This window comes from Micromonospora costi (genome assembly GCF_003626655.1).
GTDB lineage: Bacteria > Actinomycetota > Actinomycetes > Mycobacteriales > Micromonosporaceae > Micromonospora > Micromonospora costi.
Genome location: NZ_RBAN01000002.1, coordinates 998,824 through 1,014,420 on the forward strand (window position 1 = coordinate 998,824; position 15,597 = coordinate 1,014,420).

Consider the following 15,597-nt stretch of genomic DNA (forward strand, 5'->3'; position numbering starts at 1 on the left):
GGTCAGGGGGCTGACCGGCGAAGGAACCTCCCCCTCTGAGCGCGCAGGAGCCGCCTCAGCGGGCGCGTCAAGGGATTGACGCCTCCGCCAGGTCAAGGGGTTGACGCTACGCACAGTCACCTCCTACTTGAACAACTTCGTGAGCCAGTCGATGACGATCCGGGTGGCGTTGAGCACGGCGTCGGCGCAGTCCTCCAAGAGCCCGCCGTCGCTGGCCTTGATGATCACGCCGAGGAGCAGGGCGACCACGATCACCGAGATCGGAGGACGGTTCCGCCACCACATCCACACGAGCAAGAGCAGCAGCACCGCGCCGAGGGCGGCGGGCGTCACCGCAGGCACCACCTGACGATGGCGAACGCGGTCACGACGGCGAAGAGGATGTTGACCACCCACAGCGCGAGGGCCAGCGTCTTCCGCCTGCGGGCGCGAGCCTTCGCCCTCAGCCCCTTGTGGACGAGCGCCCGGACCTCGGTCGCGCTCAGGTGACCTGGTGGGGTCGTGTCAGCAGATGCCATGGTCGTACCTCCTGGTTAGCGGGTTGTCACGGTGCGACCGTTGGCGCCGGAGGTGACCGGCTCCTTCGGGTTGGCGATCTGGCTGGCGGGGACGTCGGCGAGGCTCGCCTGGTACTCGTCGCGGTGCTTGAACCAGCGGCGGACGGTGCTCTCGTTAGAGCCGGCCGCCTTGGCGACGTCGATCCACGTCGCGGTCGGGTTGGCGTCGCGGTACGCGAACGCGGCCTTCTGGGCGTCGCTCCACGGTGGGCGGCGCGGTGACCGGTCCGGCGTCGCCCCGCCAGGGCGCGGCGGCGTCACGCCGTCACGGCTGGCAGGCGTCACAGCGTCACGGGCCGGCGTCGTCACCGACGTCACGGCGTCGGCGCGGGCCTTCGCCACGGCGGCGTCACGCTCGGCCGTCATCCGCTCCACCATGGCGGCCAGGTCGGCGGCGTGGCGGGCGTCGCGGTCGTCGAGCTGCCGGCGCAGCCCGTCGGCCTCATCCCGCGCCATCGCCGCCAGAGCGGCCTGCCGGCCGGCCTCCCGGTTCGCGTCGCGGAGCTGCACCCGCAGCCCGTCGGCTTCAGCGATCATCCCGACTACGCTCTGCCGGGCGGCGGCGGCCTCGGAGCGGGCGCGGGCAGCGTCGGCCTCGGCCACCTGCGCACGCTCCTCGGCGGACCGCAGCGCGCGGCCGGCCTGGTCGAGTTCCCGCGACGCGGTCTCGAACAGGGCGGTCGTGTCGGCCAGCTCGACGCGCACGGCGTCCAGCTCGGCGCGGACGGCGACGAGTTCGGCGCGCACGGCCTCGACTTTCGCGGCGGCGGCGGCCTTCTCGGCGGCGAGCGCATCGGCGTGCCGCTGTTGCTCCTCGGCCAAGGCGGCAGCGGCCTGCTTCGCCTGGTCGGCGATCTTCGCGGTGAGCTGCCGCAGCCTCAGCCACGGCCACAGCCGAGCCCGACCGGCGGCCGGCAGGCCGGCGGCGGGCACGTCGACCCGGTAGCGGGCGATCCGCTTCGCGCGGCGCACGGTTTCGAGGTGAGCCAGCGCGTGACGGACCGATGCGTACCGGGCGGTCTGCTCCGGGCCCGCGTTGGCCCGCAGCGGGAGCGGCGGATGGTTCTGCCAGGCGAGCCACGCGGCGGCCGTGTCGGCAGGCGAGGTGATCCAGCGCAGGCCGAAGGTGGGGTTGACGCGGACGACGCGCGGGCCGCCAACCTCGCCCATGAGCCCGAGGATGATGTGCAGGAGCAGCATCCCGAGCAGGGACAGCAGCCCCAGGTAGAAGCCACCCGCGTTCGACCCGTCGGCGCTGCCTGCCTCGTGGTCGAAGTTGATCGCCGCTGAGGCGATCGTCGCGATCCACACGACCCGGTAGGCCGCGTCGGCGGGCTTCTGCTTCTTGACGGCGGCGAGGGTGAGCAGGGCGCAGGCGATGGCGACACCGTCGAGGGTCAGCGGGACGAGGTATTCCCAGCCGTCGTTCCAGTGCAGCGTGTCCCGGCCGAAGGCGACGAGTCCCTTGAAGCTGCCGGCGAGGACGGCGATGAGGAAGGCGATGGTGGCGGCGATAGCGGCGGCGAAGAGGCCGCTGCTGCTCTTGCCAGCGTCACGGCGCCGTACCGCGATGACGGCGAGCGTGCCGATGAGCAGCAGTTGGGCAGCGACGGCGGTGAGCCACAGCCAGGTGGGGACGGCGTCGAGTGCCGTGGCGATGCCGTCGAGCACGGTCCGCCAGATCGGGTTGTCGGCCGCGAGGGCGGCGGTGGGCCCCGGGCTGGTGGTGTGCTCGACGGTCATCGTCACGGGCGTTCCTCCCCTGGTCCGCTGTGTGCGTTCACGCTTCGGAGCGCGTCCGGTACAGTCTGCCACAAGTATTGGAGGTTTTGGAGGTTAGGGAGGTGCTGCATGTCTTGGAGGTTCATTCACAACCGTCTCCGGTCTGCCTGCTCCCACCCCTCCCCTGCGTCTGCAAAACTGTGGTGACCTTGGAGGTTTTGCAGACGGGGGAACCGGTGCCCGAGGGCAGGTGGATGAGGATCGGCGAAGTCGCCGAGGCCCTGGGCGTCTCCGTCGGCACCGCCCGCAACTACTTCGACGCCGGAGCGTTTCGCAAGGACAAGACTCGTCGCCTGGCACACGGCGACCGCCGCGTCCGGTCCGAAGAGGTCGACCGCTACCTACGCGAGCTGGACGAGCAGCGCGGCGAGTAGTGCCCCCGCGCGCTTCGCGGCGGTCTCCTTGTCGCGGTCGCGTTCTACGCTCCGCCACCATGGACACACACACTGTCGACCGCCGGGCGCGGTCCGCACGCCGCTTCGCCCACCGCGCCACCATCGCCGCCTGGGCGTTCTCGATCCCAGTCACCATCTTCGGCACGCTCGCCTGGGCGCCGAAAGCCACCTTTGACGACTGGTGGTTCAACGCCATCCTGCTCTCGATGGTGCTGTTCCCCCAGGGGATCGCCGCCGGCCTCCCCCATCACCGGCCGCTCCGGCTGCCCGACATCGCCCTCACGGCCGCGGCGATCGTGCTGATCCTGCTGGTGCTCGCCGGGTACGCCAACGTCGTCGTCACGTGGGCTGAGGCTGCCGGGGCGGGGCTCGGCGACGGCGCCGGCCGGCTGGAGCTGGCGGTGATGGTCGCGGTGCCGCCCGGGGGCGGTGCGTGGGCGGCGGGCCTGCTCGCCCGTGACCGGTGGCGGCAAGCTGTCGGCGACGATGAGTAGGCTCGGAATGTGAACGTGCTGCTCAGCGGGGGTCCCGGCCACGGCCAGGTCGTGGAAACGGCCGGCGGGGAGACGCTGCTGTGGCGGGCCTGCCTGTACGAGCGCACCGGCGAGACGGGCCGCGCCCGCCGCGAGGAGATGCGCGTGTACGCGCACCGGCAGGACTGCTGCGAGCCGTACGGGCGCGGCGCCGAGGACGGCTGCGAGTAGCCGCCGGCCGGTCCGAGTGGCCCCGCCACCAGGCCGGGCTCTCGTCGGGTGCACGACACGTCACCGTCCGTTCGGATGGTGTTCAGTCTTGAACCGGCTGGCCACACTCAGCGCGTGGGCATGTATCAGCGACCCGTGAGCGGCAAGCAGTGGGCGGCGATCATCCTGGGGCTGGCGCTGTTGTGCAGCTGTGGCGGCATCGCCTCCGCCCTCGATGACGGCAGCGGGGACAAGAAGCCGTCGGCGAGCACGTCGACAGACGCCAACCGGCTGAGCGATCCGGTCGATGGGCTTGGCCCCACCTCGGCCAGCCCCGCCGCCACGTCGGCCGCCCCGGCTCCCACCTCGGCGAAGCCGACGCCCTCGCGGTCGGCCAGCCCGCGGCCGACGGTCAAGCGCACCAGCAGCCCGACGCCCACCGCCAAGCGGACCAGCAGCCCGAAGCCGACGACGAAGCGCACCACCAGCGCGCCGCGGACCACCGCGCCGAGCATCAAGACGGGCGTTCACCCGGGGGCGTTCTGCAAGCCGGCCGGCGCGATGGGGCGTACCAGCACCGGCAAGCTCATGACGTGCAAGCGCACTGCGGACGATGAGCGCCTGCGGTGGCGGGCGGCCTGACGGCGGCGTGGAACGGATGCGAGTAGCCGAGCCGGCGCGGGCGACCAACGCCGCCCGCGCCGTCACCGGTGTCGCCACCGGTCAGTCGAGGACTTCGTGGGCGGCGACGAGCACCGTAGCGCCCGCACCGATGGCGGCGAGCGGTCCCCCGACGAGATAGCCGACGATGGCGGCGGCGGCGGTGACCATCGCGATGATGGCCCAGCGCTGCGGCAGCCGTGGCGGCTCTGCCGACTGCCGCGCCTGGTCAGCCTGCGGCGGAGGTGGAAGTAGTCTGGACACGCGGAACTCTCCTTGGTCGAACACACGAGGCTGGTCCGCACCGCGGCCTCCGGGGGCTCAGCCCGGGGGCCGTCCGCGGTACCGACGGACGGCTGTCGCAGTGCGGCGTGCGGCGAGGTTGGTCCGGCTGGTTGTCGGTCCCTGCCACGGCCGGGGCGGTGATCGCCCGGCTGATGTTCATAGAAGCGCGGACAGTGCGGCCGGCCAAGTGGATCAGGTACCATGGTCAACACGTTCTGGTCCGCCCGAACGTACAACTCAGATCCGAAGACGCGGAGATGGCGCTACAGACGGATCAAAACGTTCAGCACATAACCTCCGAACGCCCGGGCGCTGGCCTCTGCAAGGGCAGGTTGACCATGGCCACGACCATCCTTTTCGACCCGACCAAGCCGCCGTCCCCAGCGGGCCGCAAAGAACTGGACCGCCGCCTCCGCCGCCTCTACGAGGCGGAGAAGTCCTATGACACTGCTAAGGCGAACATGGCCAAACTCGCCAAGAGCAGCATCGCCGGCAGCCCTGTCGCAGATGGAGAGGTGTGGGTCCGCGACGCATTCGTCTTCCGCCGCGACCCGGCTCCGGGTGACGGGTCTGACCGGAAGCTCCCGCCGAAAGAGTTCTGGCCACCGGCCGGCCGGCTAGTGACCCCGCGCGGGTCAGCGTTGCGGTTCATGCTCATCGCGCTGTTCGAGGCGCAGACACGCACGAAGCCCGGCAGGCGGCCTGACAACCCACGCCCGTTGCAGGGCGAGGGTGACGAGATTGGTTGGGCGGACCTGCTCGCTACTGACGCGAAGCAGGCCGGGGATGGCCGCTCGTTCATGAGTGTCCCGGCCAAGAAGGGCCGGCATCTGTTCAGCGCCCTGGACCTGATGCACGCGGAAGACCTGGTGTCGCTGCCGAACGTCGAGGAGCGCAGGGGCAAGCACAAGGGCTTCCTACTGAACCACGAGGGCGGCAAGCGGATCAGCGGTCCCAACGACCTCTACTTGGTCCCGCACAAGGCGGACAAGACCTACTTCAGACTTCCGCTCGGGTTGTTCACGCAGGGCTGGATCCATGCGCTGGATGACCGCGATCTGCGGTACCTCCTGATGCTGTGCTACTTCGATCAGGGGCAGCCGGACGGATTCCAGGTCATATCGCGGACGCGATACCTGCACATGGCCATCGGGCCGGACACCTACGAGAAGCACATCTGGTTTACACGGTTCGACCTCAACGACGTCACGCTCGACGGGGCCCGCCACTTCAACGGCACTGTGGACGACTACGGCAAGGGCGGCAAGGCGATCCCGCACACGCTGAAACTGCTGCGGGAGGGGTTCGATCGCGACGGGATGAAGGTCGTCACGACCGCGATCGAGCAGCAGTTGGCCCGCTAGCCCACCGGGTCGACCTGTGGCCGCGCTCGCTGCTGCTTCGATACCTGAGTGCGCCGGTTCGCCCGCTCGGCGCGGTGCAGTCCCGCCGGTGATGACCGCCCAACCCCTGACGCTCCTAGCCCCCTAGCTCCGGCCGCCGCTGGCGTGCCGAGCCGCACCGAAGACTGAGCTGCCGCCAAAGAGCTAGTCGTCCTCCCACAAGGAGTCGACGACCTCCCGGTCGTGAACCGCCTGCGCCTCCTTGACCGCCTCCCTCTCCTTGGCGAGGGCGGTCAACGCCTCCGCCAGGGCCTCAAATTCGCGGACCTGCTCTCTCTCGCTGTACAGCCACGTTTGGGGCAGGATCAGGCCCTGCGATCGTTGGGCGTTGTCGTCTTCAATGTTGAAGCCGTGCCGCTTCAAGATTGCCGCCAATGTGTCGCAGCGGCGACCGTGGAGGAACTCGAAGAGCGCCGAATGGATCTCTCGGCTCTTGACGGGTGAAATCGCCGGCATGACCCACGCGTTGCTCGTGCCGGTCGTAAGCGGCATCGGCCACTTGATCTGATCTGCCGCCGCTCTGATCTCGGTCGCCAGCTCGGTAGCCTGGTCAAGCAGCTCGGACCGGAACTTCTTGATGCCGTCCTTCCCCAGCGCCTTGGTGACCTCCGGCTGGGCTTGCGCGGTGCTCTTCGCCCGGCTCTCGACCCGGGCGGGAAGGTCGCGGGCGATGGTGTCGAGCAGTTCCCGCTTGCGGTTGTCTGCCTCGCCGCTCGCCTGCGACGCCCGCGCACGGGCCTCTCTCAGCCTGCGAGCCGTCTCTTCACTCATGGCGATCAGGCTAGGGGACGGCACCGACAATGCTCGACTCCAAACTTGCACTAGAACACGAGATGTCCCTGGCGGATCTCGGGCACCGACGCCCCGAAACACGGACAGTTATGCCGGGTCGGCGTGTCGAGTGACTCATCTCACATCGCCGACACGCCCGGTTCCGGCTTTCTCCGGTCCGACCTGCGGTTTTGCCAGCAGCCGCCAGTCGAACGCACGTGCGGAGAGGTGCTCAACGCACCACTGTGCACTACCCGATCGCACGTGCCGCTCACATCTGCCCTGGATGCGGTGTGGCCTCGCTATACACAAGCGCGGTGCCCCACTAGAGTTTTCCTCCAGCGGGACACCGCACCAGCATGAATATCCCCGAACCCGAGTTGGGAGCTCGGACGGGACCGACGCGGAGGTGTTGGGAGCACCTTGTGCGTCAGGCACAACTTAGCGCTGTGCATCACGCGTTGCCAGTAGGCGACGTCGCATCAGCTGGCTACGGCTGGCAAAGGCGGGAGATCCGCTACGCAGCGTGACGTGCCACCGTCCGGTGACTCGGGGCGGGACGACCGAAGGGTTGCCCGATGGCATCGAACCGTACGTCCGACAGCACCCGGCCCGCGGGGCTCGCCCCCAGCGTCTACTGGCCCGGCCGCCGAGACGGCGCCGCGGGCGCGGATGACAGCTCCGCGCTCCGCTCCTGCCGCGACAACATCGATGGGCCGCTGTGCGCGCCGGACAACCGCTGCCCCGCACACCATCTCGGCAGCGACCTTGCCGCGCTCCGGTCACTGCGCGCCCGCGTCAACAATGGCTGGGTGCCCGCGAACGACGCCGAGCTCAGGGCCTGGGCGGAAGGCTATACGGCCGGCTGGAACCAGGGCTACTTGGACGGCCAGGAGGCTGTGGTGCCGGTCCGCAAGCGCCCGGTTCGCAAGCCGCCATTCCGCAAGCCGCATTAGGTTACCGCCAGGTCTGTCGCGCGAGCGTCAGCCCATACACGGCAGCGGCGCCCGCCGCCTTCAGGCGGCGGGCGACGGCGTTGAGAGTACTGCCGCTGGTAAACACATCGTCGTAGACCATGATCTCTCTGCCTCTGACACGCTCCGCGTCAGGCACCACCAGGGACTCGAACAGCTGATCGGACACCGCGCGTCGGTCAGCCGCGCTGGACGTGTTCCGCATCTTGTCGGTGGCGCGTGTCTTGATCAGCAACGGCGGGTCGACCACGAACGGCAGCCCTCGTTCGTCCTGCTCCATGGCCTGCTCAATAGCGAACCGGGCATGGTCGGTGCGGGGATCAGCCCCAGCCGGCAGCAGCGCCGGCATAGGGATGATCGCGTCGACACCGTCGATTTCCTCCATGTTGTCGTACAGGAATCCGAGGATGACGCGGGAGAAGACAGTCCCCCAGGCCCAACGCCCCTTCTTCACCCGCCAGATCATCTGCTCAAGCTCTCCGCTCTTGAGCGCAATGGAGGCGTTCCACACGAAAGCCCGGTCCGTGGAGCTGCATAACGCGTTGCTGCACACAGCGACGGGGTTAGTCAGCGCCTGGTCGCACACATCGCAGCGGTGCTCGGGCGGAGGCCGCATCTTGTCATTGGCGCAGCTGTAGCACAGCGCAATAGATCCGGTCTCGAAGAAGGCACACGACCGGCAGCTTCCGAACCCAGCGGGCTCAGGCCCGCCGATGACGGTTGGAGTTGGGGGCATGAGGGGGGTGGCCTCCGGGGTCAGAACTGGAATGCGAGCTGCGCCCGTCGGTTGTCCGCGGCGTGAATGCGCTCTGGGGCGGCCAGGAGGCGCACGACGTCATCTACCTCGTCCACCATTACGGCTCCGCGCTTCTCGACGTACGTCCGCGCCCACTCTTGCGACTCGGTGAGGCTCTTGATGAGGAACACCTTCTTGCCGTGCTCCAGCGCCAGCCGGGCCTGCATCTTGGCGCCGGAGGTGCTGGACGCCTCGATGACGACGGTGCCCTGCGCGATGCCGGACATGGTGACGTTACGGCGAGGAAAGGTGTAGGTAGCGCCGGGCGCGTCGGGCCAGAACTGAGAGACCAGCGCACCGTGGGCGGCGATCTCTTCGGCAAGCTGGCGATTCTCTGCTGGGTAGCATTTGCGGATCCCAGTGCCAATTACGGCGATGGTGCGACCGCCGGCGTCCAGGGCCGCGCGGTGGGCAGCGGTGTCGATGCCTCGGGCGAGGCCGGACACGACGGTGACGCCCCGCTCTACTAGCAGCCGTGCCATCTTGCCGGATCGCTTCACACCGTCCGCCGAGGCCCTGCGGGTGCCGACGACGGCCACGCTGCGGAGGTCCGCCTCGTCGAACTGACCTCGAACAAACAGGAACGGTGGGAGATTGAAGATCAGACGCAGCGTGGTGGGGTAGTCCTCGTCAAGTACGGTGATCAAGCGTGCGTCTATCGCCTGCGCCTTGTCGATCTCCCGCTGCGCCTCGTCCACCAGAGCCGACCTTTGGGGCAGGGCGTCTCGAATTGCCTCAGCGGCCGCGACAGCTTCGGGCGAGCTCTCGGTCACCTCGCCGTGCAGCAGGCGGGCCAGCCCGCCGAGGCGTTGCGCCTCGCGTGCCAGCAGGTACCAGTTGACCTTTGGGATCTTGCACAGCGCCAGAAGCGCTACGCGATCCTCGTTCGCGGGGGGGGTCATCGCATTCTACTCCTGTTCGATCGTATGTTCGAATGCGAGTAACGTTGTATCAGGCGAGTGTGACAGAGACTCGGGCACCGTACGTAGGCCCTGTATCCGAATTGAGTCCGCCGCAACCCGTTCGGCCCGTATCCAGGTGCCTCTGACGCTCGTTGGCAAGGCCGCAGGCCAGAGTTTGATTACCCGGGCGTAGGCAGGTCATTGCGGGGTGTACAACGAGCAACCTCCGGGACCGATACCGGTCCGCATCTATCAAGTTCGCTACGCGGACCCGGGGGTCCGGACGGGCCGGAGACGGCCATACAGCCGTCTAGCCCTTTTCGTCGAAACGGGTGTGCCCTGGCGCTCCAGCCGCGCCCGAACTTCGGCGGCGTGCACCGCGGCCACCTGCATGTCGGCGCCTGCCGCCTCCAACAGGGCGATGGTCGATCGGCCATCGCGGTGCCCGCCTGGATACCCAGCAGCTCAGGGTCGGTGGTGACTACGCCGACGGCGGCGACTGCCTTAGCGGCAAGCAGTGACCCACCGGTGGGACATCTACCAAGTTTCCGGCCGTGTCACCCGAACGGGTGACCGCCGGCGGCAGACCTACAGACTGACCCCCGCGTCGATCACCCGCTGCGCCGCCGACGCGTACTCCCGCGCCCGGGTCTTCGACATCTCGAACGCTGCCACCAGGGCGTCAACCACCGCCGCCTGGGCGCGCGGGTGCTCCTGCCGCAGCTCCACCGCTCGCCGCAGGATCAGGGCCTCGAACGTCCGGGTCCGCCCGGCCGCCGTGACCTCAACCGCGCCGCGATTCCGCTTCACCGTCACCGACGGCACCACACGCCGCACCGGCTGCTCCGCGGCCGGCTGACGGTCAGCCTTGCGCCGGGCGCCGCCGATCCCGTCACCCGGCCGGCGACGCGGGTGCCGCTCAAACCAGGCCACGATCTCCTGCTCGCGCTCCAACGCCCACCACGGCTTCTTCTTCGCCCCGGCGTAGGCGTCCGGCGGCGGGAACGGGTCGTCGGCGAACTTGCCCCGACGAGTGCCGCCAGCTTCCAGCGGGATCTCCTTGCGGGACTCGAACAGGTGCTGGGAGATTGTTTTGGGCTGCATCGACTCGACGCCCTGCACCCGCGCCCCGATCACCGCGATGTCGGCGGGCGTCAGGAACGGCTGGTCTGGCATTTCGTCGTCCCCCAGAACTTGGTAGTCGTCCGGGGAACCATACGTCAATGCGGCTGTCATCGGGGGCACTCCTCCTGGTGGTTTTGGTACGCGTCACGTACCAGCCCGGATACATCTGGCCGGTACGCGTGGTCAGGTTGCCGGGTCGGCGCGGATCGTCTCGATCGCCGACAGGACGGCGGGGCTCGGACGTGCGGTCATGGCGGGCTCCTCGTGTTCGCGGTCACGATTTCAGTAGCGGTTACATCTATCAAGCTACGTCACCAGGGGTAGGTGAGCAATTACTTCTACCGAATTCCAGGTGTCGACCTGGCTCCCCCGGTGTGGCCCGCCTCAGCGGGCCACACCGACCGGCTTGCCGCACGGGCACTTCGGGTTGCGGTAGATCCGGCACCGGTGGCACAGGCTGCCGAACACGCCCGCCTGGGCCGGCGGCTCCACCAGCGCTTCCACCGGGACGGCCGGCGCCGGCACAGTGACGGCCGCCTCGACGAGCGCCGGGATCACCGGGGCCGGCACGGCGGGGACGGCCGGCGCCGCGCCCTCGATCCAGTTGTCGACCCAGGCCAGGCCCTCCCGGTCCAGCACCCGCTGCGCCCGGGTCACCGCCACGTACGCCAGCATGGCGTCCTCGCGGGGCACCTGGGTCTCCTTCTCCGGGTCGTCCGACTCCTTCGGCTCCTGGAAGTCGGTGGCGATTTGGACGTTGCGCCACTCGCGGCCCTTGGACTTGTGCGCGGTGCTCACCACAACATCGGCGTACCGCTCGTCGGCAAGCCGGTCGACCAGCGTCGCCAGCTCGTCCGCGCCGTACCGGTCGATCAGGTTGACCAGCACCTTCAGGTCCGAGCCCTCGCCGGCCTGCACGTACTCCTGCACCTCGGACCAGTAGGAGAACGCCATCAGCTCCGGGTGGTCGCAGGGCTTGCCGGCCATGAGCTGCTGAGCGGCGTGGGCGAACGCCTTGATGTCCTTGCCGCCGCCGACGAGGGCGGTACGGCGACCCTTGCCCAGCTCGGCGATGACCCGGCTGATCGCGCCCCCGTTAGAGCGGCACAGGATCGCGTCGGGGGCATCGAGGTCATCGAGGCGGGAAGGAATCTGGTCGAAGCCGCGCAGCCGCAGGTCGGTGCCGTCGACCAGGGACAGCCACTTGTTGGCCTCGTCGGCGACGGCCTGCCCGAACCGGAAGCTCTGCGAGAGGTAGAAGCGCTGGCCGTCGAACTTCTGCATGGCGTCGACCGCGCCGCGCCAGCCGTAGATGGCCTGGGCGCGGTCGCCGACGAGGATCTGCTGGGCGTTCTGTCGGGCGACGAGGCCGGCGACGGCGGGGTTGGAGTCCTGGGCCTCGTCGAGGAGGACGTAGTCCGCGTGGAGCTGCGGGTCCAAGAGGATCCACATCTTCAGGTACATGTCGTGGGTGAACCGCAGGCGGCCGTTGGTCTGGGTGAGGTCGGTGTCCCAGGCGCGCTGGGCGATCGGGGCGAGGTGGCGGGCCAGCTCCCGGTGGGCGGCGCGCTCGACGCCCTGTACGAGGGGAACGTGCCACGGGGTGATCTCCTGGTCGTCGCTGTAGCAGAACTTCTGGACCGTCTCGCCGACGATGCGGGCGAGCTGCTTCGGGCTCAGGGTGATCTCGGAGGCGGGGACGACGCCCGCGAGCTTGATGGGCTCGTGGATGCCGAGGATGACGGCGGCCTGGTGGGCGGGGAGCCGCGGGCCGTCGAGGCGGGCGCGGAAGTTCCGGCCGACCGCGCCGAAGGCCATGCTGTGGCCGGTCTTGCACATGACCGTGCTGGGGAACTTCTTGGCGGCGTCGCCCGCGATGCTGCGGTTGTAGGCGAGGTAGACGCCGCGCTTGCGGCCGAGGGCGTCGGCGAGGAACTGCAAGGTGCTGGTCTTGCCGGTGCCGGCGCCGGCTTCGATGGTGAGGTTCGCGCCGGTCGCGGCGGCGTCGATGATGGCCTGCTGCTCGGCGGTCGGGGCGAAGCCGGTCATGTCGTCTCCCGTATCTCAGTAGGGGTTACATCTATCAAGTTAGGGCATCGGGGGGACCTCTGCAACAACTTCTACCGAATTCGCCCGGCGAGTCTCAGCCGCAGGTCAGCGGCGCACCCGGCCCCGCGATCACCGGCCGGAACACGAGACAGCCGCAGCCATCCGCGCCGCACTACCCATTGCCCACACCGGGCACCCGCGAGTAGTCCGCGGCGGCCGTTCCGGGCCACTCGGCGTGCACCCGCACGGGCACACCCACCGGCAGGGCGCACCGGACCGCCACACCTCGGCCCTCAGGACGTCGCGGGTGCCGACGACGTAGCTGCGGGCGTTGGTGACGTAGGTGTCGCTGTGGGGCGCTCCACCCCATGCGACGACGCTGCACCGGTTGTGGCGGCCGGCCCGACAATGTCGCATTTGCCGGGCAGCAAACGAGCACAGTGGACTGCTAGGGTGCCTGCCAACCTAGAAAGGGAGCTGCATTGAAGAGGCTGATGGGCAAGCTTGTAGCGATATTCCTAATCGTTACTGCGTCGGTTGCCACCGTAGGCGTTCCTGCACACGCCGCTGACGCGGTCATCCAACGGAATGATATTTTCCTAGGCGCGAGCAAGGACCCTTCTCACGGATTGATGACTCTCCCGAACGGCATAAGCAGGGAGATCCGCTTGGCGAGGGGCGACTACCGCCTCACCAACAAGTGGCAGGGAACCATCAACACCTTCGAAAACTACCGCAACGTGTTCCTTGAGGAAGACACTTACTACTGGGGCTGCTGGACCGTGCCGAGAGAAAGCAACTACGGCACCTACTTGAGCCAGTGCTTCGTCAACCGGAAGACGGATAACTCCCAGGTCTGGACCGCGAACATTCTGGTGGAGCCGATGGCCAGGGATTCATACAACGGCGAACTTGGAGAGTGGTTCGTTTATTGGCAGAGTAGGCTCATTCGCTGCTCGGAGTCGTCGGAGTGCTGATCAGTCAGCGACAAACAACCCTGGGAAATAGCGTAACAGGCATCGAATAAACACCCGTCCCGGATGCTGGCGGCCCGTCATCCAATGAGCGGGCCGCCCGCCGCCAGCCGTAAAGACGGCAACATCGCCCCACCTCTCGCCCACCTCCCAGGCGGAGGGACCGCGCGGCCCCCTCATTGAGCGGCCAGCACCACGGCCGCGTGGTTCAGCAGGGGCGATCGCAACCTGGTTCAGCAGGGCCTCCGCCTGTCTCGCTCGCCCCTGACCGGCGTTCGTGGCGACGTACGGGCTGCTCTGGTGCCACGACTCCACGTCCTGGGTCAACAGGGCCGTCCACGTCAGCGACGGGGTCAGGACTTCCGCAACGGCGTGGCTTTGCTGCCGGTAGAGGTCCCGCTTGACGCGTACATGGACCGTATGGCTGCTGTCGAGCTTGCAGATGCGAGCCAGCTTGTAACCCTGGCCGTAGACGGTGAATTCGTTGTCGATGGTGCGCAACGGTGCTCCTCGGTACGTGATCCGGCGGTGGTGTCGGCTCGCACGGGGCGGGCCGGCGGCGGGTCAGCGGGTGGCGGGGCGGGCGATCTGCCGCAGCTTCTTGTCGACCTTCAGCTGCAAACGGGCCTCGACGTCCTCGACAGTGACGCCGTCCTTGGCGGCCAGGGCCTCGGCGATCTGTCGCGCGAACGTGCGGTAGTCGTCGCCGGTCCAGCCGAGCCCGACGTACTCCATGTAGCGGACCCACTCGATCTCGGCGGTGCGCTTGGTCTTGATCTCGGAGCGGTCGACCTTCAACACCTCGCCGGTGGGAGTGCCGATCAGCCGGGGGTCATCGATACGGGCCTTGCGGGCGGCGTCATCGGCCATCCGCTGGTGCTTGTGCTTGCGCAGGTTGCCCAGGCTGGTGACGGCCACGCCCCGGGCGCCGCACTCGCCGCAGCCGCCCCACGCGGTCCAGCCGCGGTTGTTGACGTAGGTGGGGACCTTGTTGAGGCAGTCACCGTTGGCGGCGGCTTCGGCGGCGGCGTAGGTGCCGGGGGTGCGGAAGCCGTCGAGGACGGGGGCGTTCGGCACGCAGACGGCACAGACGTGCCAGCCGTACCGCTTAACCACCTGGGCGTCGTCCATCCCGGACGCGGCGGCGGTCAGGTTCCGCTCGGTGCTGGCGTAGAGGGTGGAGCAATCGCCTTCGCGGTGGAGGTGGCCGTTGGGTACCCACCACCAGCGGGGCCACTGGCGCTCGCGGTAGGCGGCTTCCAGGGGCTCGGCCTCTTCGGCGGCTTCCCGGGCGGCCTGGTTCGCGGCGTCGCGGACGTCGTCGCTGAGCCGGTCGGATTCGGCGATGGCGCGGTGGTGGGCGTAGGTCATCCACAGCTCGATGAGCCGGCCGTCGATCTCGGCGGGCGTGCTGTCGACGGTCACTGTCCTGGTGGTCGCGCCGGTCATCGCAGGCTCCTTATCTCAGTAGTGATTACATCTATCAAGTTACGGCACGGAGGTCTGTCTGTCCACGACGTCGCCGAATTGACCCCGGCGCGTTTCCCCCGGGGTACGGCGGAGCGCCCGAGGGAGGGCACACCTCGCGCGACCCTGGTGTCACGCGACGCAGGTGAGGCCGCATGACCTAGGGGTGTCGCATCGACGCCCTACCCTGGCCCAGTGCTCGCCGCAGAAGAGATCCCGAAGATCACCGACTGGATGCAGGCGTGGGGAAGCCTGGCCGGCCTACTGATGTCCACGATCGCGGTCGTGTTCACCGGGCTCCTGCTGCGTCACGAGATCCGGGTACGGCGTGACGAGCAGCGCGACAACGAGGCGGCGCTGGCTCGGCTTGTGGTCGCAGAGTTCCGGTTCGCGAACGGTCCCAAGGTGAACCACGAGGGTGTCCTGACGGGGCAACTCACGTATGTCGAGTACCGAATTCGGAACCTCAGCTCGTCCCCGATCTTGAACGTGTCCTTCGCGGTGATGAACGGGACCGACGGCAAGGTGTACTCGTCGCCGGAGCAGAAGTCGGTGGTGGTATCCGAGGCTGACATGGGCGTGCCATTCAAGCCACCCCTCCACCCAGAGCAACCCGGCGGTCCTCATCATCTGATGTCGATCATCAGGTTCACCGACGCAAACGGCTTGCAATGGATACGTGAAGGCACAACAAGTCCGGTCCGTTTCGTCACCAGGCGGAAGCGCCACCTCCTCTTCTTTCGCGACTGAAGCTAACCAGGTCAGGCTTCGCGA

General features: G+C 68.4%; 20 protein-coding genes and 1 pseudogene. 7 read left to right on the forward strand and 14 right to left on the reverse strand.

Translation table 11 applies throughout. The features are described 5' to 3' along the window. Positions 1–123 precede the first annotated feature (123 nt). Genes D7193_RS15450 through D7193_RS15460 form a run of 3 tightly spaced genes read right to left on the reverse strand, consistent with a single transcriptional unit; the run spans position 124 to position 2,300 of the window. The gene (locus D7193_RS15450; RefSeq protein WP_147434401.1) at positions 124–342 is read right to left on the reverse strand and encodes a hypothetical protein; all 219 of its coding nucleotides are present in this window, start codon (positions 340–342) and stop codon (positions 124–126) included. Continuing rightward, positions 330–518, reverse strand: coding sequence for a hypothetical protein (locus D7193_RS15455; RefSeq protein WP_120780164.1), 189 nt, complete (start codon positions 516–518; stop codon positions 330–332). The genes D7193_RS15450 and D7193_RS15455 overlap by 13 nt, the downstream gene beginning before the upstream one ends. A gap of 15 nt (positions 519–533) precedes the next feature. Next, entirely contained in the window at positions 534–2,300 is a 1,767-nt protein-coding gene (locus D7193_RS15460) for a DUF2637 domain-containing protein (RefSeq protein ID WP_241563124.1), read from the reverse strand. 233 nt (positions 2,301–2,533) lie between these two features. On the opposite strand from D7193_RS15460, the gene D7193_RS15465 reads away from it, so the two are divergent. The 3 genes from D7193_RS15465 to D7193_RS15475 are packed head-to-tail and all read left to right on the forward strand — an operon-like array spanning position 2,534 to position 3,438. Then, positions 2,534–2,713 carry a helix-turn-helix domain-containing protein gene (locus D7193_RS15465; protein ID WP_147434402.1) on the forward strand — a complete coding sequence of 60 codons (180 nt, stop codon included), beginning with the start codon at positions 2,534–2,536 and terminating at the stop codon, positions 2,711–2,713. Between the two features lie 59 nt (positions 2,714–2,772). Continuing rightward, complete coding sequence (locus D7193_RS15470; protein ID WP_120780167.1) at positions 2,773–3,228, forward strand: hypothetical protein; 456 nt, start codon at positions 2,773–2,775, stop codon at positions 3,226–3,228. A 9-nt stretch (positions 3,229–3,237) separates the two neighbouring features. Continuing rightward, a complete protein-coding gene (locus D7193_RS15475; RefSeq protein WP_120780168.1) occupies positions 3,238–3,438 on the forward strand; it encodes a hypothetical protein in 201 nt (66 codons plus the stop codon). Positions 3,439–3,563: 125 nt separating this feature from the next. On the opposite strand, the gene D7193_RS15480 is transcribed toward D7193_RS15475, so the two are convergent. Beyond that, positions 3,564–3,932 (reverse strand): hypothetical protein, encoded by a 369-nt coding sequence (locus D7193_RS15480; RefSeq protein ID WP_120780169.1) that lies wholly within the window; start codon positions 3,930–3,932, stop codon positions 3,564–3,566. A 208-nt stretch (positions 3,933–4,140) separates the two neighbouring features. Further along, positions 4,141–4,341, reverse strand: coding sequence for a hypothetical protein (locus D7193_RS15485; RefSeq protein WP_147434403.1), 201 nt, complete (start codon positions 4,339–4,341; stop codon positions 4,141–4,143). 359 nt (positions 4,342–4,700) lie between these two features. On the opposite strand from D7193_RS15485, the gene D7193_RS15490 reads away from it, so the two are divergent. Then, on the forward strand, positions 4,701–5,726 hold the full coding sequence (locus D7193_RS15490) for a hypothetical protein (protein WP_147434404.1): 1,026 nt from the start codon (positions 4,701–4,703) through the stop codon (positions 5,724–5,726). Positions 5,727–5,909: 183 nt separating this feature from the next. Here D7193_RS15490 and D7193_RS15495 read toward each other — a convergent pair whose 3' ends face one another. Then, positions 5,910–6,536, reverse strand: a complete 627-nt coding sequence (locus tag D7193_RS15495; RefSeq protein WP_147434405.1) for a hypothetical protein — start codon at positions 6,534–6,536, stop codon at positions 5,910–5,912. Positions 6,537–7,114: 578 nt separating this feature from the next. Here D7193_RS15495 and D7193_RS15500 point away from each other — a divergent pair. Further along, positions 7,115–7,492 (forward strand): hypothetical protein, encoded by a 378-nt coding sequence (locus D7193_RS15500; RefSeq protein WP_120780173.1) that lies wholly within the window; start codon positions 7,115–7,117, stop codon positions 7,490–7,492. Position 7,493: 1 nt separating this feature from the next. Here the strand turns inward: D7193_RS15500 and D7193_RS15505 are convergent, their stop codons facing one another. From D7193_RS15505 to D7193_RS34875, 6 genes and pseudogenes are all read right to left on the reverse strand, one after another. Further along, entirely contained in the window at positions 7,494–8,021 is a 528-nt protein-coding gene (locus D7193_RS15505) for a ComF family protein (protein ID WP_158674811.1), read from the reverse strand. Positions 8,022–8,266: 245 nt separating this feature from the next. Further along, complete coding sequence (gene dprA, locus D7193_RS15510) at positions 8,267–9,208, reverse strand: DNA-processing protein DprA (protein WP_120780175.1); 942 nt, start codon at positions 9,206–9,208, stop codon at positions 8,267–8,269. A 261-nt stretch (positions 9,209–9,469) separates the two neighbouring features. Next, a pseudogene (locus D7193_RS34255) lies at positions 9,470–9,711 on the reverse strand (hypothetical protein); the annotation flags it as partial. Between the two features lie 85 nt (positions 9,712–9,796). Further along, on the reverse strand, positions 9,797–10,384 hold the full coding sequence (locus D7193_RS15515; protein ID WP_120780176.1) for a hypothetical protein: 588 nt from the start codon (positions 10,382–10,384) through the stop codon (positions 9,797–9,799). 333 nt (positions 10,385–10,717) lie between these two features. Then, a complete protein-coding gene (locus tag D7193_RS15520; protein ID WP_120780177.1) occupies positions 10,718–12,382 on the reverse strand; it encodes a UvrD-helicase domain-containing protein in 1,665 nt (554 codons plus the stop codon). 129 nt (positions 12,383–12,511) lie between these two features. Next, the gene (locus D7193_RS34875; protein WP_377456198.1) at positions 12,512–12,799 is read right to left on the reverse strand and encodes a DUF6248 family natural product biosynthesis protein; all 288 of its coding nucleotides are present in this window, start codon (positions 12,797–12,799) and stop codon (positions 12,512–12,514) included. A 65-nt stretch (positions 12,800–12,864) separates the two neighbouring features. Here D7193_RS34875 and D7193_RS15525 point away from each other — a divergent pair, with 65 nt between their 5' ends. After that, a complete protein-coding gene (locus tag D7193_RS15525) occupies positions 12,865–13,359 on the forward strand; it encodes a hypothetical protein (protein ID WP_147434406.1) in 495 nt (164 codons plus the stop codon). Here the strand turns inward: D7193_RS15525 and D7193_RS15530 are convergent, their stop codons facing one another. After that, positions 13,360–13,857 carry a hypothetical protein gene (locus D7193_RS15530; protein ID WP_120780179.1) on the reverse strand — a complete coding sequence of 166 codons (498 nt, stop codon included), beginning with the start codon at positions 13,855–13,857 and terminating at the stop codon, positions 13,360–13,362. It lies immediately after the preceding gene. Between the two features lie 63 nt (positions 13,858–13,920). Next, positions 13,921–14,805: a hypothetical protein gene (locus D7193_RS15535; RefSeq protein ID WP_120780180.1), complete on the reverse strand. Its 885-nt coding sequence runs from the start codon at positions 14,803–14,805 to the stop codon at positions 13,921–13,923. A gap of 213 nt (positions 14,806–15,018) precedes the next feature. On the opposite strand from D7193_RS15535, the gene D7193_RS15540 reads away from it, so the two are divergent. Next, the gene (locus D7193_RS15540; RefSeq protein ID WP_120780181.1) at positions 15,019–15,573 is read left to right on the forward strand and encodes a hypothetical protein; all 555 of its coding nucleotides are present in this window, start codon (positions 15,019–15,021) and stop codon (positions 15,571–15,573) included. Positions 15,574–15,597: the final 24 nt, after the last annotated feature.